The 17,849-nt window shown below is 62.9% G+C and carries 14 protein-coding genes; all 14 read right to left on the bottom strand.

Annotated features, from left to right (window positions below; genetic code table 11):
- Window positions 1–9: 9 nt before the first annotated feature.
- The 14 genes from C4K39_RS08310 to flgG all read right to left on the bottom strand — a co-directional run bounded on the left by C4K39_RS08310 (window position 10) and on the right by flgG (window position 17,831).
- Window positions 10–747 carry a cephalosporin hydroxylase family protein gene (locus tag C4K39_RS08310; protein WP_124346103.1) on the bottom strand — a complete coding sequence of 246 codons (738 nt, stop codon included), beginning with the start codon at window positions 745–747 and terminating at the stop codon, window positions 10–12.
- A 19-nt stretch (window positions 748–766) separates the two neighbouring features.
- The gene (locus C4K39_RS08305; RefSeq protein ID WP_124346102.1) at window positions 767–1,837 is read right to left on the bottom strand and encodes a class I SAM-dependent methyltransferase; all 1,071 of its coding nucleotides are present in this window, start codon (window positions 1,835–1,837) and stop codon (window positions 767–769) included.
- Window positions 1,827–2,693, bottom strand: a complete 867-nt coding sequence (locus C4K39_RS08300; RefSeq protein ID WP_124346101.1) for an NAD-dependent epimerase/dehydratase family protein — start codon at window positions 2,691–2,693, stop codon at window positions 1,827–1,829. The genes C4K39_RS08305 and C4K39_RS08300 overlap by 11 nt, the downstream gene beginning before the upstream one ends.
- Window positions 2,690–3,916: a class I SAM-dependent methyltransferase gene (locus tag C4K39_RS08295; protein ID WP_124346100.1), complete on the bottom strand. Its 1,227-nt coding sequence runs from the start codon at window positions 3,914–3,916 to the stop codon at window positions 2,690–2,692. The genes C4K39_RS08300 and C4K39_RS08295 overlap by 4 nt, the downstream gene beginning before the upstream one ends.
- Entirely contained in the window at window positions 3,913–4,455 is a 543-nt protein-coding gene (locus C4K39_RS08290) for a dTDP-4-dehydrorhamnose 3,5-epimerase family protein (RefSeq protein ID WP_437179379.1), read from the bottom strand. Before C4K39_RS08290 ends, C4K39_RS08295 begins: the two co-directional genes overlap by 4 nt.
- A gap of 14 nt (window positions 4,456–4,469) precedes the next feature.
- On the bottom strand, window positions 4,470–5,552 hold the full coding sequence (gene rfbG, locus C4K39_RS08285; RefSeq protein WP_124346098.1) for a CDP-glucose 4,6-dehydratase: 1,083 nt from the start codon (window positions 5,550–5,552) through the stop codon (window positions 4,470–4,472).
- Window positions 5,534–6,307: a glucose-1-phosphate cytidylyltransferase gene (rfbF, locus tag C4K39_RS08280; RefSeq protein ID WP_124346097.1), complete on the bottom strand. Its 774-nt coding sequence runs from the start codon at window positions 6,305–6,307 to the stop codon at window positions 5,534–5,536. The genes rfbG and rfbF overlap by 19 nt, the downstream gene beginning before the upstream one ends.
- Before the next feature lie 249 nt (window positions 6,308–6,556).
- Window positions 6,557–10,126, bottom strand: a complete 3,570-nt coding sequence (locus tag C4K39_RS08275) for a glycosyltransferase (protein ID WP_124346096.1) — start codon at window positions 10,124–10,126, stop codon at window positions 6,557–6,559.
- 121 nt (window positions 10,127–10,247) lie between these two features.
- Complete coding sequence (locus tag C4K39_RS08270) at window positions 10,248–11,810, bottom strand: flagellar hook-associated protein 3 (RefSeq protein WP_124346095.1); 1,563 nt, start codon at window positions 11,808–11,810, stop codon at window positions 10,248–10,250.
- Between the two features lie 13 nt (window positions 11,811–11,823).
- Complete coding sequence (gene flgK, locus C4K39_RS08265; protein WP_124346094.1) at window positions 11,824–13,881, bottom strand: flagellar hook-associated protein FlgK; 2,058 nt, start codon at window positions 13,879–13,881, stop codon at window positions 11,824–11,826.
- A gap of 10 nt (window positions 13,882–13,891) precedes the next feature.
- Window positions 13,892–15,166, bottom strand: coding sequence for a flagellar assembly peptidoglycan hydrolase FlgJ (flgJ, locus tag C4K39_RS08260; protein WP_124346093.1), 1,275 nt, complete (start codon window positions 15,164–15,166; stop codon window positions 13,892–13,894).
- Window positions 15,167–15,176: 10 nt separating this feature from the next.
- Window positions 15,177–16,286 (bottom strand): flagellar basal body P-ring protein FlgI, encoded by a 1,110-nt coding sequence (locus tag C4K39_RS08255; protein WP_068586169.1) that lies wholly within the window; start codon window positions 16,284–16,286, stop codon window positions 15,177–15,179.
- Between the two features lie 7 nt (window positions 16,287–16,293).
- Entirely contained in the window at window positions 16,294–16,989 is a 696-nt protein-coding gene (gene flgH, locus C4K39_RS08250; protein ID WP_124346092.1) for a flagellar basal body L-ring protein FlgH, read from the bottom strand.
- 56 nt (window positions 16,990–17,045) lie between these two features.
- Window positions 17,046–17,831 carry a flagellar basal-body rod protein FlgG gene (gene flgG, locus C4K39_RS08245; protein WP_124346091.1) on the bottom strand — a complete coding sequence of 262 codons (786 nt, stop codon included), beginning with the start codon at window positions 17,829–17,831 and terminating at the stop codon, window positions 17,046–17,048.
- Between the last annotated feature and the right edge of the window lie 18 nt (window positions 17,832–17,849).

Here is a 17,849-nt window from a genome sequence, read left to right as displayed (position 1 = left end):
TATTGATATTCAACGAACCCGACGCAGATAGCCGTCCGGTGCCACGGTGATCAGCAGCTTGTTCTGCATCTGATAGTCGATCTCGAAATCACGGTTCTCCTCCAGATAGGCCCACACTGCGGTCTTCGGGTTGTCTCCCGGCCCCCAGGGACGATCCGGGAAGAAGTCTGCCGGCATGTCCTCGACAACCGTGTCCATGACCACGCAATAGCTATCCACCGACACCAGCGGCGCATACAGGCGCAGCTCTTCGAGCACATGCTCGTGGGTGTGGTTGGAGTCCAGGACCAGGATCACTTTCTTGCCGGCGGCCGCGGCCCGTACCTGTTCGGCGATGGCCGGATCGATGCTCGAACCCTCGATCATGCGAATACGCTTGCTCATCGGATGCTGCTCGATGGCCTCGCGGTTGTGGGGACGAATGTCCAGGTCGATCCCCAGCACTTCGCCATGGCCCTGCAACTCCAGCAGCGAGGCGTAGTAGATGATCGACCCGCCATGGGCGATGCCGCACTCGATTATCAGGTCCGGCTTGACCTGCCAGATGATCTCTTGCATCGCCATCATGTCCTGGGGCAACTGGATGATCGGCCGCCCCATCCAGGAGAAGTGATAGCTGTACTTGTGGGTCGCGGACTCATTGAAAAAATCCCGCGCCAGGCCCTTGAGCTTTTCATCCTGGCCCTGGGCGCTGATCTGCGCCTGGCACTCTTGTTCGAAGGCTTGAATGACGTTGTTCTCGCTCATGTTCGGGTCTCACTGAAAATTATCGGAATGAAGCGCTGTCGACGGCGTGATAGACATAACGGCCATCGGTCATGCGCTTGATCTCTTCTAGGTAATTGGAATTCATCACGAACAGGTTGGCCCCTTCCGGCAGCACCTGCATGGCCTCTTGCGGCGATGACACGCGCATGCCGCTCAGCGGCAGGTAGCGCCCTTGCTTGGCAGGGTTGATGTCCACCACCTGGTCCACCGCCACTCCGGCGCGTTGCAGGAACAGCGAATAGATCACGCCCTTGGAAGATGCCCCCCAGATACCGGCACCCGCCTGCGGAGCCGAACCGATGATGCGCTTGGCCTGCTCGATGCTGGCGGTGAAGTCCACCGGCATCTGCAAAGGCTGGGCAGGCGCCTGCAACTGGTCCTTGAGGCTACCGAGGTCCGCGACCACATACAGGTACTGGCCACCAAACAGGTGCCCGGCCTCATGCACCGTGCCGAACATCCGCCGCAAGTCGTCGAGGCGGAAATAGTTCACGTGCTCGTAGAACACATCGAACCAGGCACGATGCTCCAGGATCCAGTCGAAGCAAGGCACCTCGATATAGATCTGCCCACCCTGGTTGGCCCTGGCGATTTCCTTGAGGAACGCCAGCGGGTCGGCAATGTGCTCCAGCACATGGCGCAACACGATGGCCTCGGCGGACAACCCCAGGTCACGGGTGAACGGGGCCTTGATCACTTCTGGATTATCGCCCTCATAGGCCGGGTCGATACCGGTGATGGAGTAATCCAGGCTGCGCAACAGCTCGAGGAAATACCCCTTGCCGCAACCGACCTCGATCAGCCTTTGTCCCTTGAAGTGCCGGGCGACAATGCCCTCGACATCCATCAGATGCCGCTGGAACTGCGCCGAATGGGCCTGTTCGTTCTGGTAGTCGCTGTCGTAGCTGAGCTTGTCGGCATCGAAGGCCTGGTTATAGACCAACCCGCTTTGCAGGTCCTGCACCAGGACCATGTCCGCGCTGGCCGAAGCCTGGGCGCTGCGAGCATCGGCGAAGGTGCGGTTCTGCAACACCGGCAGGTCGGCGACCCGATACAACTCATGCGTCATGTGCAGCTCCCGTCAATTGTCGCAGGCGCTGGTTCAAGCCCCAGAACGCCATGGGTTCGTAGTCCGGATAGGGGTAGTGTCCAAGATTCAGGCGGATCGACGAGCCACGCTGGGCGATCTGCCGCTCCACCAGCGAACGCACCGATACCGGCTGGCCGCTGGAACAGTTGACGGCCCCGGAGAACGTCCGGACCTGCAACAGCGCGGCCAACTGCTCGGCAGCGTCCTCGATGGCCTGGTAATCCCGTAGCTGCTCGCCACCGGACATGTCGAAAGACTCGTCACCGGCATCGATGGCCCGATCCAGGGCCGCCAGCAGGCTCTTCGGATTCTGTCCCGGCCCATGGAGGTAGAACAGCCGGGCCCATTGCAAGCTGAAAGGCACGTGCTGCTGCAGGGCCTGGAGGAACAAGTGCAGGCTGTGCTTGGCCAAGCCATAGGGATTGCCTGGCCGAGCCTCGGTCTGCTCGTCCAGCGGCCCGCTCTGCATGCCGTACTCGAAACAGGTACCGGTGACCAGCACCTGGGAGACGCCAGCCTCGACCACCGCCTTGATGAAGCGGTAGTCGGCCATCAGGTTGTGCTCCAGGTGAAACAGCGCCTGGTAGTTCGGCAGGCCAGGCCAGGCCAGGTGCGCCAAGGCATCGACGCCATCCACCAGCGCCGCCATGTCGATATCCGCGGCATGCACATCCTGGGCACGAAACTCCACGGCCTCGAACCAGGGCATCCGGCGGGCCTTCTCCACATCCCGGGCCACCGCCCGCACCTGGCAACCGCGGGCCAGCAAGGCCGCGACCAGGTGCCGGCCAACAAAGCCGGTGGCCCCGGTGACCAGCACCTTAAGGCCACTCATAGTACTTTCAGCTCCGGCACGGCGATCACGAACCGAGCGCCCCACTGGCGAACCTGGGCCAGTTGCTCACTGACCTCCGCCAGCAGGTTCCACGGCAGCACCAACACATAATCGGGCCGTTCAATATCGATACGCTCGGGCGCCACGATGGGAATCCGGCTACCCGGCAGGAACTTGCCTTGCTTGTGCGGGCTGGCATCAGCGACCCAGGCCAGCAGGTCGGCCTTGATCCCGGCATAGTTGAGCAGGGTATTGCCCTTGGCCGCCGCCCCATAGCCCACCACGCGCTTGCCCTCGGCCTTGGCCTGGAGCAGGAACCTGAGCAACTCGTGCTTGATGCCCTGCGCCGCCGGCGCCAGGGTCTGGTAGTACTCGGTGGTCGTCACCCCCGCCTCATGCTCCAAGCGCAATTGCCGGACGACGCTGTCCTGCACCGGACGCGACGCCACGCCCTGGCGCTGGACGAAGACCCGCAGCGAGCCGCCATGGGTCTTGAGGGCCTGGACATCGAAGACCTCAAGGCCATTGCGCTGACAGAGCCCCATGACCGCTGTCAGGGAAAGATACGAATAGTGCTCGTGATACAGGGTGTCGAACTGTTGCCCGGCCATCAGGCTCAGCAATTGCGGGAACTCGAAGGTCGCCACCCCCGCCGGCTTGAGCAGGGTGGCAAAACCACCCAGGAAATCGTTGATGTCCGGCACGTGGGCCAGCACGTTATTGGCTGCCATCAGGTCCGCAGCCCAGCCCTGCGCCACCAGTTCGCGGGCGGTTTCCAGGCCGAAGAACGCTTCACGAATCAACAGCCCCTTGTCCCGCGCTGCCTGGGCAGTGCTGTGGGTCGGCTCGACGCCCAGGCAGGGAATACCGCGCTCGGCCACATACTGCAGCAGGTAGCCATCGTTCGCCGCGATCTCCACCACCCGGCTCTGCGAATCGAGCCCGAAACGCTCGACCATTTGCGCCACATAGTCCTGGGCGTGCTTGAGCCAGGTGCTGGAAAACGAGCTGAAGTAGGCGTAGTCGGCATCGAACAGGTGGTCGGCGCGGGTGTAGTCCTCGGTCTGCACCAACCAGCATTGCTGGCAGACCTGGACCTTGAGCGGCACCCACTGCTCGGCCTGGTCCAGTTGTTCAGCGCGCAAGTAAGCATTGGAAGGTGGCGAGGTACCCAGGTCGATCAGGGGCAGGCTCAGGCATGCGCCGCAACCACGGCAATTCATAGTTTCACTCCAGCGAAGGCGGCATCGAGCAAGGGATGGCTGGCATCGCGGCTCGACAGATTATTGACAGGCAATGGCCAATCGATCGCCAGCCTCGGGTCCAGCACCGACAGCCCGGCCTCGTGCTCCGGGGCATAGTCGGCGCTGTGCAGGTACAACAATTCGGCATCGTCGCTCAGGGCCTGGAAGCCATGGGCAAAACCCGCTGGCAGCAGCAAGCTGCGGCCATCGCCAGCACGCAAGTGCTCGGCATGCCAGTGCAGGAAGGTCGGCGAATCGGCGCGCAAGTCCACTGCCACGTCCCAGACTTCGCCACGCAGGCAGGTAATGAGCTTGGCCTCGGGACGCGCCGCGGTCTGGTAATGCAGGCCGCGCACGCTGCCACGTTCGCGAGTACAGGAATGGTTGATCTGGCGAATGTGAAACGGCTGGCCGAAGGCGCCCAGGCTGCCCTCGCAGAACAGTCGCGAGAAATGCCCGCGCTGATCTTCGAAGCGCTTGTGGCGCACCTCCGACAGCCCCGCCAGGGCCAGGGGCATCACCTGGAACTCGCTCACAGTGCGCCTCGATACAGGTTCAACTGGCCCAAGGTCACGGCGCGCATGTCCGCACCGCCCTTCCAGGCCAGGTGCCAGTCCAGGGTCTGCGTCAGGCATTGCTCCAGGCTCCAGCGCGGCTGCCAGCCCAGCAGTTGGCGGGCGCGGCTGCTGTCCAGGCGCAACAGCCCGGCTTCATGCAGTTCACTCGGTTCGATTCGCAAGCCCGGCGCTGCCGGCCAATGCCGGGCCAGCAACTCCACGACATCGCCGACGCTGCACATGTCCTGCTCGCTAGGGCCGAAATTCCAGGCCCCGGCGAACTCCGGGCCTTGCTGGTACAACCCGGCGGCCAGTTGCAGGTAGCCGGCCAGGGGCTCCAGGGCGTGCTGCCAGGGGCGCACGGCCTGGGGATAGCGCAAGGTCACCGGTTCACCGGCGGACCAGGCCTTGAGCACATCGGGTATCAAGCGCTCCGGCGCGAAGTCACCGCCACCCAGGACATTGCCGGCACGTGCCGTGGCCAGGGCCAGGCCGTGCTCGTCATGACGCTGGGCAGGAAAAAACGACGACGCATAGGACTGCGCCAGCAATTCGCAGCAGGCCTTGCTGCTGCTATAGGGATCATGCCCGCCCAGGGGCTCGTTCTCCCGGTAGGGCCACAGCCACTCCTGGTTGGCATAGACCTTGTCGGTAGTGACCAGCACGCAGGCTCGTACTCCGCCGACCTGGCGGATCGCCTCCAACAGGTTCAGGGTGCCCATGACGTTGCTCGAGTAAGTACCCAGCGGGTCGCGGTAGGCCTCGCGGACCAGCGGCTGGGCCGCCAGGTGCAGGACGATCTCCGGCTCCGTGCGGGCAATCAGCTCCAGCAGGCTGCCCAGGTCGCGCAGATCACCGCGATGGTCATCGATGCCTTCGGCCACCCGGGCCAGCTCGAACAGGCTCGGCTCGGTTCCAGGGTCCAGGGCGAAACCGCTGACCTGGGCGCCCAGGCTCTCCAGCCACAGGCTCAGCCAACTACCCTTGAAGCCGGTGTGGCCGGTCAGCAGGACACGCTTTCCCCGCCAGAATTGCGCGCTCAGTCCCACTGCTTCCACGGGGCCTCCCCGCTTTGCCAGAGTTGTTCCAGGTGATTCTTGTCGCGCAGGGTATCCATCGGCTGCCAGAAGCCGCCGTGCTCGAAGGCTCGCAGTTGCTCGTCCCGGGCCAATTGCATCAGCGGCTCCGCTTCCCAGGTGGTGCTATCGCCCTGTATGTAAGGCAGCACCTTGGGCGACAGGACAAAGAACCCGCCATTGATCCAGCCACCATCGCCCCGAGGTTTCTCGGTGAAGCCCATGACCTGATCGCCATCGCGCTCCAGAGCGCCATAACGGCCGGGCGGCTGCACCGCCGTCACCGTGGCCAGCTTGCCGTGGGCCTTGTGGAACGCCACCAGGGCGCCGATATCCAGGTCGGACACGCCATCGCCATAGGTGAAACAGAACGCTTCTTCGTCCTGCAGGTAACGCCCGGCCCGACGCAGGCGACCACCGGTCATGGTCTCCTCGCCCGTGTCGATCAGGGTCACGCTCCAGGGCTCGCTGTAGTTCTGGTGCACATCCATGCGGTTGTTGCGCATGTCGAAGGTCACGTCCGAGGTGTGCAGGAAGTAGTTGGCGAAGAAGTCCTTGATCGCGTAGCCCTTGTAGCCCAGGCAAATCACGAAGTCATGGATCCCATGGGCGGAATACAACTTCATGATGTGCCAAAGAATTGGCTTGCCGCCGATCTCGATCATGGGCTTGGGCTTGAGATGGGACTCCTCGCTGATACGCGTACCCAGGCCACCTGCCAGAATTACTGCCTTCATCGCTGTCCTCTTGCTCTTCGCGGGCTGAATCAGCCCTCTTGAGGCCTGGCAGAGCACCAGACGCAGATCCCATGCAGCCGGCACCGCAGCGCGGTGAAGGTTTTATGGCGATATGAGCAAGACTTGCAGGAACTGCGCCAAGTGTGCGGCCTGCCTTCGAAAACCACCCAGGCACACACTCCTGAGCCGAGGAGCGAGCCCCCGCGCCGGAAACGGCGGCCCGCACTGAGGATGCGCGGGCCGGCCCCATCAATCCGGCAGCCACCCCCACAACCAGTGCTGCAGGTTGTCGCTGCGCAGCATGAAATCGCGATGCACTGCCGCGCGCAGCTCATCGCCCATGCGATAGCTGGCCGCCGGGTCGGCCAGGTGCATGCGAATGGCCTGCAACCACTCCTCGGTGCTGTTGCTCAGCACCTTGGTGCACGGCAGGAAGCCGCGATAGGCCTCGGTATCGGTGCAAATTACCGGATAGCCGCAGGCGCCGTACTCCAACAACCGCAGATTGCTCTTGCAGTCATTGAAGATATGGAACTCCAGCGGTGCCAGGGCCAGGTCCAGGTTCAAGCTGGCCAACTTGAAGGGGTAGCTCTGCAAGCTGATCGCCGGATGGAACTCATGCAGATAGGGCCGTAGTTCGTCGGGGCACATGCCGAAGAACACCCACTCCACCTCATTGGCCAATTCGCGCACCACATCGGCAATGATCTCCAGGTCACCGGTGTGGCTGGTGCCGCCACCCCAGCCCACTCGAGGTTTGCTGGAAGTGCCTCGGCGGGAGGTCAAGGTCGCCCAGGGATCTGGCGCGAGCATGTTGGGCACGACCCGGATATCGCTGTGCATGCTCGACAGCGCATCGGCCAGGGGCTGGGTGGTCACGACCACGCGATCGCACATGGCAATGCCTTCACGCAGCATCTGCTCGGTATTGGCCGGCTTGTTCCGGGTATGGCTGTTCTTCTTCGGCGCGCTGACCACGTAGTCGTCGAGCTCGAAGATCCGCAGCGCACTGGAATACTTCTTCATCCGCAGGATATCGCCGGCCGAGCCTTCGCTGTAGCGCCCCTGGAGCACGATGGTATCCGGGGAAAGCCGCTCGATCTCGACCATCGAAGGCGACTCGTAGGACACCCTGGAGATCACTCGTCCGGACTCCTCCAGCGCGCTCAGCGGCCCAGTGACCCGGTAATGCCCGGTCGCGGTGCCGTTGACCGGCAGCCCCAGGATCAAGGGCAGCGAGCGACTGTAGAAGGGATTCCAGTTATTGCGTAGGGTCGGCTCCAGGCTGAAGCTGGAAAAGCCCAGGCTCAGGGCCGGGTTGTAGGCAGGATCACGAGCGATCCTCGCCAGCCAGCGGCGATAGAACGCCTCCTGGTCGGATACCAGCACTTCCTGCGTCACTGCACCATCGACCCGGGAAGCGGCTCCCTGCATCAGGGTGGCATGGGGTGTCCAGACCACCAGGTAGCCGTCGCGATCCACTCGCAGGCAAAAATCCGCAACCCCCAGGCCAGTATTGAAGTCCTCCTGCGCCAGGCCGCCGAGGCTATCGAACACCTCCTTGCGCACCATCAGGCAATCGGCGCTCACCGCACTCCAGTTCTGCACCACCTGCAAGCGCTGCATATAGCCACGGGCACCGAGGGCCTCGCCGACGAAAGGCGAGCCCACCGGGCCTGCCAGGCCAAGCACCTGGCCGGCATGCAGGATGGAGCCATCGGCCGCCAGGATCCGCGCGCCCACGATCCCTACCTCTGGGCGCTGGGCCTGATTGAGCAGCTCATCCAGCCAGTCGCGGGTACAGATCTGCGCATCATGGCTGAGCAATAGCAGGTACTCGCCACGCGCCTGGGCCGCGACTTCATTGACCAACGCCGCCTGATTGCCCCCGCCATCACAAGCCAGCACCCGCAACAGCGACGCCCCCAGCTGGGCCATGGCCGCCAGCCAGTCGGCCATGGCCGGGTCGCGACTGCCGGCATCCACCAGCAGGATCTCGTAGTGGTTGTAGGCCGTCTGCTCGATCAGGCTTTCGACACAGCGCTGCAGTGCGGCCAGGGAGTCGCCGCAGGTGATGATGATCGATACCAGAGGCCGCTTGCCGTGCAGGTAGTCGATGCGATTGATCAGCGGCAGGTCATCGTGGCAAATCCGATGCTCCACACCGATCCGCTGCAGGTGGGCGCTCACCAACCCCTCACTGGCTTCGATCACCTGCGGCCGCGACAACCATTGGGCAAAGGAAAACTCCGATTCCACCTGGATCTCGGCAATGTGCTCGATCGCCTGCGGACCGGCAGCCTCCACCAGCCGCCAGAGCAGGTCATGGGGGGCCAGCTCGCCCCGGGCCGGATCGAAACCGCCCTCGGCCAGAACACGCTCGCGGGAAAAGGCCAGGGTCCGCCCGACATAGGGATAGGAGCGCATGAGGTCAAGGTTGAAATCCGGCTTGAACACCGGCTCGACGGACTCACTTTCCACCAGGGCGCCTTCATCGCTGTAGGCACCGAGCATGGTCGGGATGCTGGCGATACGCTCGGCCAGCACCAGCAGCGCCGAGGCAGACAGGCGATCGCCAGCCTGCAACAGGTAGAACCAGTCACAGCCTTCCAGTTGCGGCAGCAACTCATTGAGTTGCTGCAACCCATCGCCGCGCAGCGGCTGCTGCAAGACCCGCTCGCGCGTCGAGCAGTCGGCATCGGACAGCACCAGCACCGCCTGGGGCGCATACAGCTGGGCATCCAGGCTACTCAAGGTGCGCTCAAGCGCCACAGCGGAACCGTCGACATCGATCACCACCGGCACGATACGCGCCTGGCGCGACCAGCTATCGAGACGCTGGGGCAGATGGCGCTGCTCGGACGGCGACAGGCAGCGGCTGCCCAGCCACTCGCGATAGAACTCCTCATAACTCTGGCTTGCCCCGCCTACCCGGCCATTGACCACGGTATTGCGATTGCCCAGGACCCGGGTCACGCACAGTTCCTGCCACCGGCGCGGCTCTTCACCCGCCCGGACCAGATCCACATAGCGCACCCAACCAGCGGCCGGAGCCGACTCACCAGCTCGCGCGGCCAGCATCTGCTTCAACCAATCCCACTCGGAACCGGCCAGCTTGAGCACCTCTGGAGTCGCGCTGAAGCGCCCGGGATAGAGCCGCTCACAACTGAGCACCGTATTGAGCGTCGCAAGGTTGCCGCGCCTGAGCAGGCAGATGAACAACGCCGTATCCAGCAAGGCCACGAACCCTGCGCCCTCCTGGATCAGCGCTGGCAGCAATTCCAGCACATCGGCGCGGCGCATCAGCGTCGAGCTGAAGTTACCCAGGTAGTTGCTCTGCCAGCCCTCGAGGATCCCCAGCATGTCGTCCCCCTTGAACACTGAATCGCAGAGGGAGAAGCAACTGTTGTCCAGCCGCGAAGGCAGGATGGAGTTACCGGCATCGCTGAACACGCGCAGCCCGCACACCAGGCTGACCTCAGGATATTCGGCCAGGATCGGCGCCTGCAGGGCAACGCTGGGCGCGAACAGTCGGTCGTCATCACACAGGACCTTGATCAGCTCGCCGTCGGCTTCCTGGACACCGCGCAGGATATTTTTCTGCAGGCCCAGGCGCTGCGGATTGCGCAGGTAGCGCACCGGATGTGCGGGCTCGCAAACACCTTCGACAATGCGCTGGATCTCGTCACCGGCACTGTCGTCGCAGACCACGATTTCCAGTGGCTGATAGGTCTGGGCCAAGGCGCTGTCCAGGGCCTGGGCAAAGAAGCGGGGATTGAAGGCGGGGATGACGATGCTGACTAGAGGGGCTTGGTTCACGGCAGGGAACTCTCGAGCGGCGAGCCCCGATCGACACGACCGGGGCTGCAAAACCGCTTACATAAAGACGGTTGGCGGCTCGACGGCCGTGGCGCTCGGAACCGAGCGCCACGGGCCTGGCTCAGATCTTGTTGAACAACCCGAGCTGGCTGATCTTGCTGAAGGCCAGTTGCGAGGCTTGCAGCATGGTCTGCTGCAGGGTCAGGCGTGTCATGACTTCGGCCGGATCGGATTCGCTGATGGCCGAGCGGGTCGTGACATTGGCCGCCGACAGGCTTTCATTGATCTCGACCTGATTCGCCAGGGCCGCACCGCGACCACCGACGGAGCTGATACCGATCGACAACTGGTCGGTGCCACTGGCCAGGTTGGCCATGCCGGAGGCGAGATCGGCCAGTTGCTTCTGGGTGGCCACGGTATTGCCAGCGGTAGGAGTGTTCAATGCACTCTTGAGCTGGCTCACGGTGTCCAGGATGTTCTGGCTTTCGTGGGTATTGACCGAGACGCTGAACTGGTCGTTGGCGGTTGGCGTGCCATTGAGGGTGAAGGTCACTCCAGCAGCGGTGGCCTGGTTACCCGCCAGGGTTCCGGAAGAAACGGGCTTGCTATCGGCGGTCAGCGGGGCCGCATACAGATCGAACTGGGTAGCACTGGTGAACTTCAGGACTGCCGAACCACTAGGGAACGTAGAGTTGTAGGCCGCCTGGTCGGTCACGCTGGTGCCAGTCACCTGGGCAGTGCTCGGGTTACCCGGGCCACGTGCAACGTTGAAGCTGTCTGGCTTGGAACCCAGCTGGAAAGAGTATTGCGGCAGCAACGCGCCGGCGTTGTCACCGGACTTGAGGTTGACGTTCAGGCTCAGGTCCACCCCACGGAAGCTCACGGTCTGGTTCGGCGTATTGCCGATCACACCATTCTGGCTGGCCTCGGACGTCACATCGTTGCCATTGATATCGGTGATCTTCAGCTGGGTGGCGCTGACGAACGAAATCGAATAGGGCTCGCCCTTGCGGAAGTCGCTGTTGTACTTGCCGGCGTTGGACATCTGGCCATTGGACAGGAACACCGTGCCGTTGTCCGGAGACGGCGCACTCTGGGTGGTGACCTGGGTGCGGCTGGTATTCGCCGCCTGCTGGAACACATCCCAGCCGGTGCTGTTGGCAGCCATCAGCATGGTGTCGCCAATCGGTAGCTTCAGGCTGCTCTGGTCGCCGTTGTAGGTGTAGGTACCGTCGGAGTTGCGGCTGTATGGCGGCACGTCATCCTTGGAACCACCGAAAATGTACTTGCCGTTTTCGTCCTGGGTATTCATCAGGCTGAGCAACTGCTCTTCGATCTGTCCCAGCTCCGACGCATTGGCCTGGCGGTCGGCATCGGTGTAGCCGGAGTTGGTGGCACCAGCGGCCAGTTCCCGAGCCCGGGCCAGGACGTTGTTGATACTGGTCATCACCGACTCGGTCTGCCCCAGGGAAGCCTTGATCGAGTTGCTGTTGGTCTTGTACTGGTCGAGCAACGAAGCCTGCTGGCCAAGTTGCAGCAGGCGCGAGGCACCCACTGGATCGTCGGCTGCGGTCTTGACCCGCACCAGGCTGCTGGCCTCCTCGCTACTCTTGAGCGCGTTGGCGAAGTTCTTCTGGTAATTGGCAGCCGAAGACTCGTAGAACTGGGAAGTGGAAATGCGCATGGTCTACGACTCCTTAAAGGCTGCTGATCAGCGTACTGAAGATGGTTTGTGCAGCCTTGATGATCTGCGAGGACGCGGTGTAGTACTGCTGATACTTGACCAGGTTGCCGGTCTCGTCGTCCAGGTTGACCCCCGACAGCGAGTCGCGGGCGCCCTTGGCGCTGTCCAGGATGCTGCCATTGGCGGCGCTATCAAGCCGGGCCTGACTGGCCTTGGAGCCGACGTTCTCGATCAGCTTGCCGTAGGCGTCCACCAGGGTCATGCCCTTGCTGGCCGAACCGGTATCGACGGTCTGCTTGCTCTGCAGGCCGGCCAGGGCCAGGCCGTTGCGGTTGTCGGAAGAGCCGGCACCGTTGAGCGAGATCGTCATGTTGTCGCCGGAGTTCGGCGCTCCTGCCACATCCATCTTCACGGCGAAGGTCTTCTGCACCCCGCTGCCATCGAGCACCGGGTTCCCGCTGGCATCGACCATCTTGATGTTCAGGTTCAGGGTGTTGGTCTGCCCCGGCACCATGGTGCCGCTGCCGATCTTGTTGCCCTTGGAATCAAAGTAGTCATAACCCTGGCTGCCGTTGGCCGGTGCATTGAACACCACCTTGATCGGACCGGCGTTCTTGAGCGCGGTCTGCATTTCCAGCTTGGCAGCAGGATCATAGTTGTTGATCGGCACGACCAGCGACGGCTGGCTGGCGATGCTCAACGAACTCTTGATCCCGGCCCCGATCTCGGCCTTGAGCGGCGCGGCAATGGCCAGGCGCTTGACATCGGTCATCTCGGTCTGGATGGAGGCCGAAGCGTTGCGGGTTGGAGTGATCTTGAAGCTGTCACCCGAGACTGCCGTACCGTTGAGATTCAACGAGAAACCGTCGATGACCGGCGCCGGGGTGGTGGTGGTGCTGAAACTGCCCAGGTCGGTGCCATCGGAGCGCTTGACGCTGTAGTCGGTCGCGCTGGTGAAGGTCACCGTGTAGTCATTGGTGGTCAGCTTGCCAGTGTCCTTGATGGTGACATCGAAGTTGCCGGACGCCGAGTTGTTGCCGGTGCTGGCTATGCTGCGCTGGCCAATCAGCTTGAGGCTGTTGATGTCATTGAACAGGTTGCCGCCGAACTCGCCGTTCTTGTCGATGCCCTGGGCCATCTGGCTGTTCATCTGATCGGCAACGACCAGCGCCACGCGCCCCAGCTCGTTCAGCGCCGGGTCCAGCACTTCGCTGCGATAGCGCAACAGGCCACCGATCTCGCCTCCGGTATCCTGCCCCTTGGGTGGCGTGGTGATGTCGACGGAAGTGCTGCCAAGGTTGATCTGCAGCGTCGAACGGGTCGGGTCGCTCTTGCCCGGAACCACTTCCAGGGAGTTTGCGGAGTTGCCCAGGACCAGTGGCTGGCCAGTACCCAGGTAGAGGTCGAGGCTGGAGCCGCGCTCGGATACGTCTACCTTGATGAACTGCGACAACTGGCGCACGGTCTCGTTGCGCTGGTCCAGCAGTTCGTTGGGCATGCCGCCACCGCTGGTCGACATCTCGGAAATCTTTTGGTTGAGCTGGGCCACGGTAGCCGCCAGGTTGTTGACCTGGTTGGCCATGTTCGACAGGTTGCCGTTGATGCTGCTGTTCTGCGCATTGAGCTGGCTGGATACCGAGTTGAAGCGATTGCTCAGGGCCTGGGTATCGCTGAGCAGCAACTGCCGGGAAGCCTCGTCGGTGGGCTTGGCATTGAGGTTCTGCACCGATGCGAAGAACTTGGTCAAGGCGCTGGTCATGCCGGTATCGGCTTCAGAGAGCAGCTTGTCGATCGGCGTGATCTGATTCTGGTAGGCGGCCACGTCGCTGTTGCGCGAAGTTGCGCTGCGCAGCTGGGCATCGAGGTAGCTGTTGTACACCCGACGCACATCGGCCAGGGTGGCGCCGGTGCCGATGAAGACGTTGCCGAACTGGTTGGAGGCCTTGGTGCCCTGCACGGTCTGCTGACGCGAATACCCTGCGGTGTCGGCGTTGGCGATGTTGTTACCCGTGGTCATCAAAGACGATTGGCTGGTAGCCAGCCCCGACATCCCGATATTGAGCAAACTCATGATTCAGACCTTATAAATTCGTGGAAACGCCCGCCGCAGCGTAGTTCTGGTAACTCTTCATCTGCTTGGCTATCTGCGAAATCTTGCTTGCGTAGTCCGGGTCGGTTGCATACCCGGCTTTTTGCAACTCGCGAACAAACTGTTCTGGTTTATCGGCCACCTTCAGCACTTCTTGATAGCGATTATTGCTCTGCAACAAGGTCACCAGATCGTGGAAGCTGTCCTGGTAGGAATCGTAGGAACGGAACGCCGCCGTTTCCTTGACCATCTGCCCGTTGCGGAACTCGCTGGTGATCGCCCGGGCTTGTCCGCCCTGCCAGCTGCTACCGGCCTTGATGCCGAACAGGTTATGGCTGCTACGTCCATCCTGCTGGCGCATCACCGACTTGCCCCAGCCGGTTTCCAGGGCTGCCTGGGCGACCAGGTAGCGCGGATCGATGCCAATTCGCTTGGCCGCCTGCTCCGCCATGGGCAGCATGGTGGCGACGAATTCGTCGGAAGAGCCGAAGGCACGCTTGGCCGGGGCCAGCGGTGGCTGGGCCATGGCCCGACCATAGATGCGCATCTTGCCTTGGGCCGCGGCATAACCCTGGTTGACTCGCCACTCGCCGCGCAGCACCGCATCGGCAGCGGGTGTGACCCGGGTCGGCGCGGCATTTTGTGCCCCCGCCTCCACCGCACCGGTCGACGGCACGATCCCGGTCAGCAGGCGATCGGTGAGCTTGCTCGGCAGCGACAGGCGCCGCTGGTTGAGCAGGGCCATGTCGTTATGGGGAATACTGGTGCGCTCCGGATTCGGCACGCGGAAGGCCCACATCGGCCGCTGGCCGTTGACCCGGCTCAGCGGGCCATCCTGGGCAGTGGTGCCCGCGGCAATCGGTGTCGGCGTAGCAACCGGTGGCGTCGGCGTGGCGCCTGGCAAGGCCGAGGTCAGCCCGGTGGGAGCTCCCGCCGGCTTGTTCTGCATCATCTGGCGCACCAGCACATTGGCCAGGCCGATACCGCCACCCTCGCGGGACAGGGACACCGCCAACTGCTGGTCGTACATTTCCTGGTATTGCTTGGCCGTCGGCGTATTGAGCGGATTGTCCTGGGCCAGCACGTCGGTGGCCTTGCGCATGGACTTGAGCATTTCGTTGAGAAACAGCGACTCGAACTCTTGCGCCACCTTGCGCACGTTGGCTTCGCTGTTCTTGTCGCCGACCTTCAGTTGCTGCAGGCGATTGAGGTCGGAGTACGCCCCGGAGTCACCGGTGGCAGTCAGGCCGCTCTTACGAATATCCATGGCTGACACCTCAAATCACGATCAAGTCGGCTTGCAGGGCGCCGGCCTGCTTCAGGGCTTCGAGGATCGCCATCAGGTCGCCTGGCGCCGCCCCCACCTGGTTCACCGCCCGCACGATCTCGTCCAGGGTGGTACCCGGGCCAAACTTGAACATCGGCTTGGCCTCCTGCTGGGCATTGACTCGCGAGCGAGGAACCACGGCCGTCTGGCCATTGGACAGAGGACCGGGCTGGCTGACGATCGGGTCTTCGGTAATAGTCACGGTCAAGCTGCCATGGGTCACGGCAGCCGGCGAAACCTTGACGTTCTGGCCGATGACGATGGTACCGGTACGCGAATTGATGATGACCTTGGCCACCGCCTGGCCCGGATCGATCTCCAGGTTCTCCAGGATCGACAGGTAGTCCACGCGCTGGCTTGGGTCCAGGGGCGCAGTAACGCGGATCGAGCCGCCGTCGATGGCCTGGGCCACGCCCGGACCGAGCATGTCGTTGATCTTGTCGACGATGCGCTTGGCCGTAGTGAAGTCCGAACGGTTGAGGTTCAGGGTCAGGCTATTGCCCTGGTTGAAACCACTGGGCACGGCACGCTCCACCGAGGCACCGCCAGGAATCCGACCGGCCGACGGCACGTTGACGGTGATCTTCGAACCGTCACGCCCCTCGGCGTCGAAACCACCCACCACCAGGTTGCCCTGGGCAATGGCATAGACGTTGCCGTCGATACCCTTCAACGGAGTCAGCAGCAGGGTCCCGCCGCGCAGGCTCTTGGAGTTACCGATGGACGAAACCGTGACGTCCACCTGCTGCCCCGGCTTGGCGAACGCCGGCAAGTCGGCACTGATCGATACCGCGGCGACGTTCTTCAACTGCACGTTGCCCGATCCTGGCGGCACCTTGATCCCGAACTGCGACAGCATGTTGTTGAAGGTCTGCAGGGTGAACGGCGTCTGGGTGGTCTGGTCACCCGTGCCATTGAGCCCCACCACCAGGCCGTAGCCAATCAACTGGTTGGAACGCACGCCGGAAATACTGGCGATGTCCTTCAGCCGCTCGGCCTGGACGCCAAGGGAGGTGGACAGCAACAAGACGGCCGCCATCAGGTGCTTGAAATTCAACATAGTGCGCCTAGAAAGGGAACAGCGGGCTGAGGAAGAAACGGTCGAACCAGCCAGGCTGGTTGGCGTCGGCGAACGACCCGGTGCCCGAATAGGTGATGCGTGCATCCGCCACCCGGGTCGAGGACACGGTGTTGTCGGTGGCGATATCGTCCGCCCGGACCAGGCCGGCGATACGCACCAGCTCATCACCGGTATTGAGGGTCATCCACTTCTCGCCACGCACGGCGATGATGCCGTTGGGCAGCACGTCGGCCACGGTAACCGTGATCGAGCCGGTCAGGCTGTTGCTCTGCGCGGCCTTGCTATCGCCCTTGGTGGAACGGTCACCCTTGTAGCCAGCATTGAGGCTCAGGTCACCATCGCCGAACGGGTTGTTGGTGTTGGGCGTGGCGCCGAACAACGACGTCAGGCCGATGCTGTTGCTGCTGGTCTTGCTCAGCGCCGAGTTCGCCCCTTTGCTGGCCGCGGTGCGCTCGTTCAGGGTGATGGTGATGATGTCACCGACCCGGAATGCCTTGCGATCGGTGTACAGGTTCTGTTCGAAGCCTGCCTGGTAGATCGAGCCGTTGTTGGAGGCCGCAGGCAGCGGCGTGCGCGGCAACACTGGCGCGTAGTAAGGGTCATTGGGTTTGGGCGGAGGGGCGACACAGCCCGCGAGCACGGCTCCCCCAGTCAGCGCTAACACACAAATAAACCGATTCATGACCCTTCCTCACGATGTTGCTGGCGGCTCACTGGCGTGGCGGCCTCAAGACTTGATTACAGCTTCTGCGTTACGAACGACAGCATCTGGTCAGCGGTGGAGATCACCTTGGAGTTCATCTCGTAGGCCCGCTGGGTGGTGATCATGTTGACCATCTCTTCCACGGTGCTGACGTTGGAGGCTTCCAGAGTGTTCTGCAGGGTGATGCCGAAACCGTTCAGGCCCGGGGTACCGACCTGTGGCGCACCACTGGATGCGGTTTCCAGGAACAAGTTGCCGCCCTGGGCCTGCAGGCCGGCCGGGTTGATGAAGTCGGCGGTCTGCAGGTTGCCGATCACCTGGGACGCCGGGTTGCCAGCGACAGTGATGGACACCGTGCCGTCCTCGCCCACGGTGAAGGTCTGCGCGTCGTTAGGCACGACGATCGCTGGCTCCAGGGCAAAACCATTGGCGGTCACGACCTGGCCATTGGAGTCGAGGTGGAACGTACCGTCACGGGTATAGGCCGTGGTGCCATCGGGCTGCAGGATCTGGAAGAAACCACGGCCGTTGATCGCAATATCCAGCGGCTGCTGAGTGGTCTGCAGGCTGCCCGCGGTGAAGCTCTTCTGGGTGCCGACGATGCGCACACCGGTACCGACCTGCAGGCCGGAAGGCAGTTCGCTGTCCTGGGTCGACTGAGCACCCGGCTGGCGCTTGATCTGGTACAGCAGGTCCTGGAATTCGGCACGATCACGCTTGAAGCCCGTGGTCGAAACGTTCGCCAGGTTGTTGGAAATAACACTCAGGTTGGTGTCCTGGGCGGACAGGCCGGTTTTGGCAACCCATAGAGCCGGAAGCATTCGATTCTCCTCACGCGC

The sequence above is a fragment of the Pseudomonas sessilinigenes genome, assembly GCF_003850565.1.
Lineage (GTDB): Bacteria > Pseudomonadota > Gammaproteobacteria > Pseudomonadales > Pseudomonadaceae > Aquipseudomonas > Aquipseudomonas sessilinigenes.
Note: the sequence above shows the minus strand (reverse complement) of the source record. Positions and strands in the feature narration are given on the sequence as shown.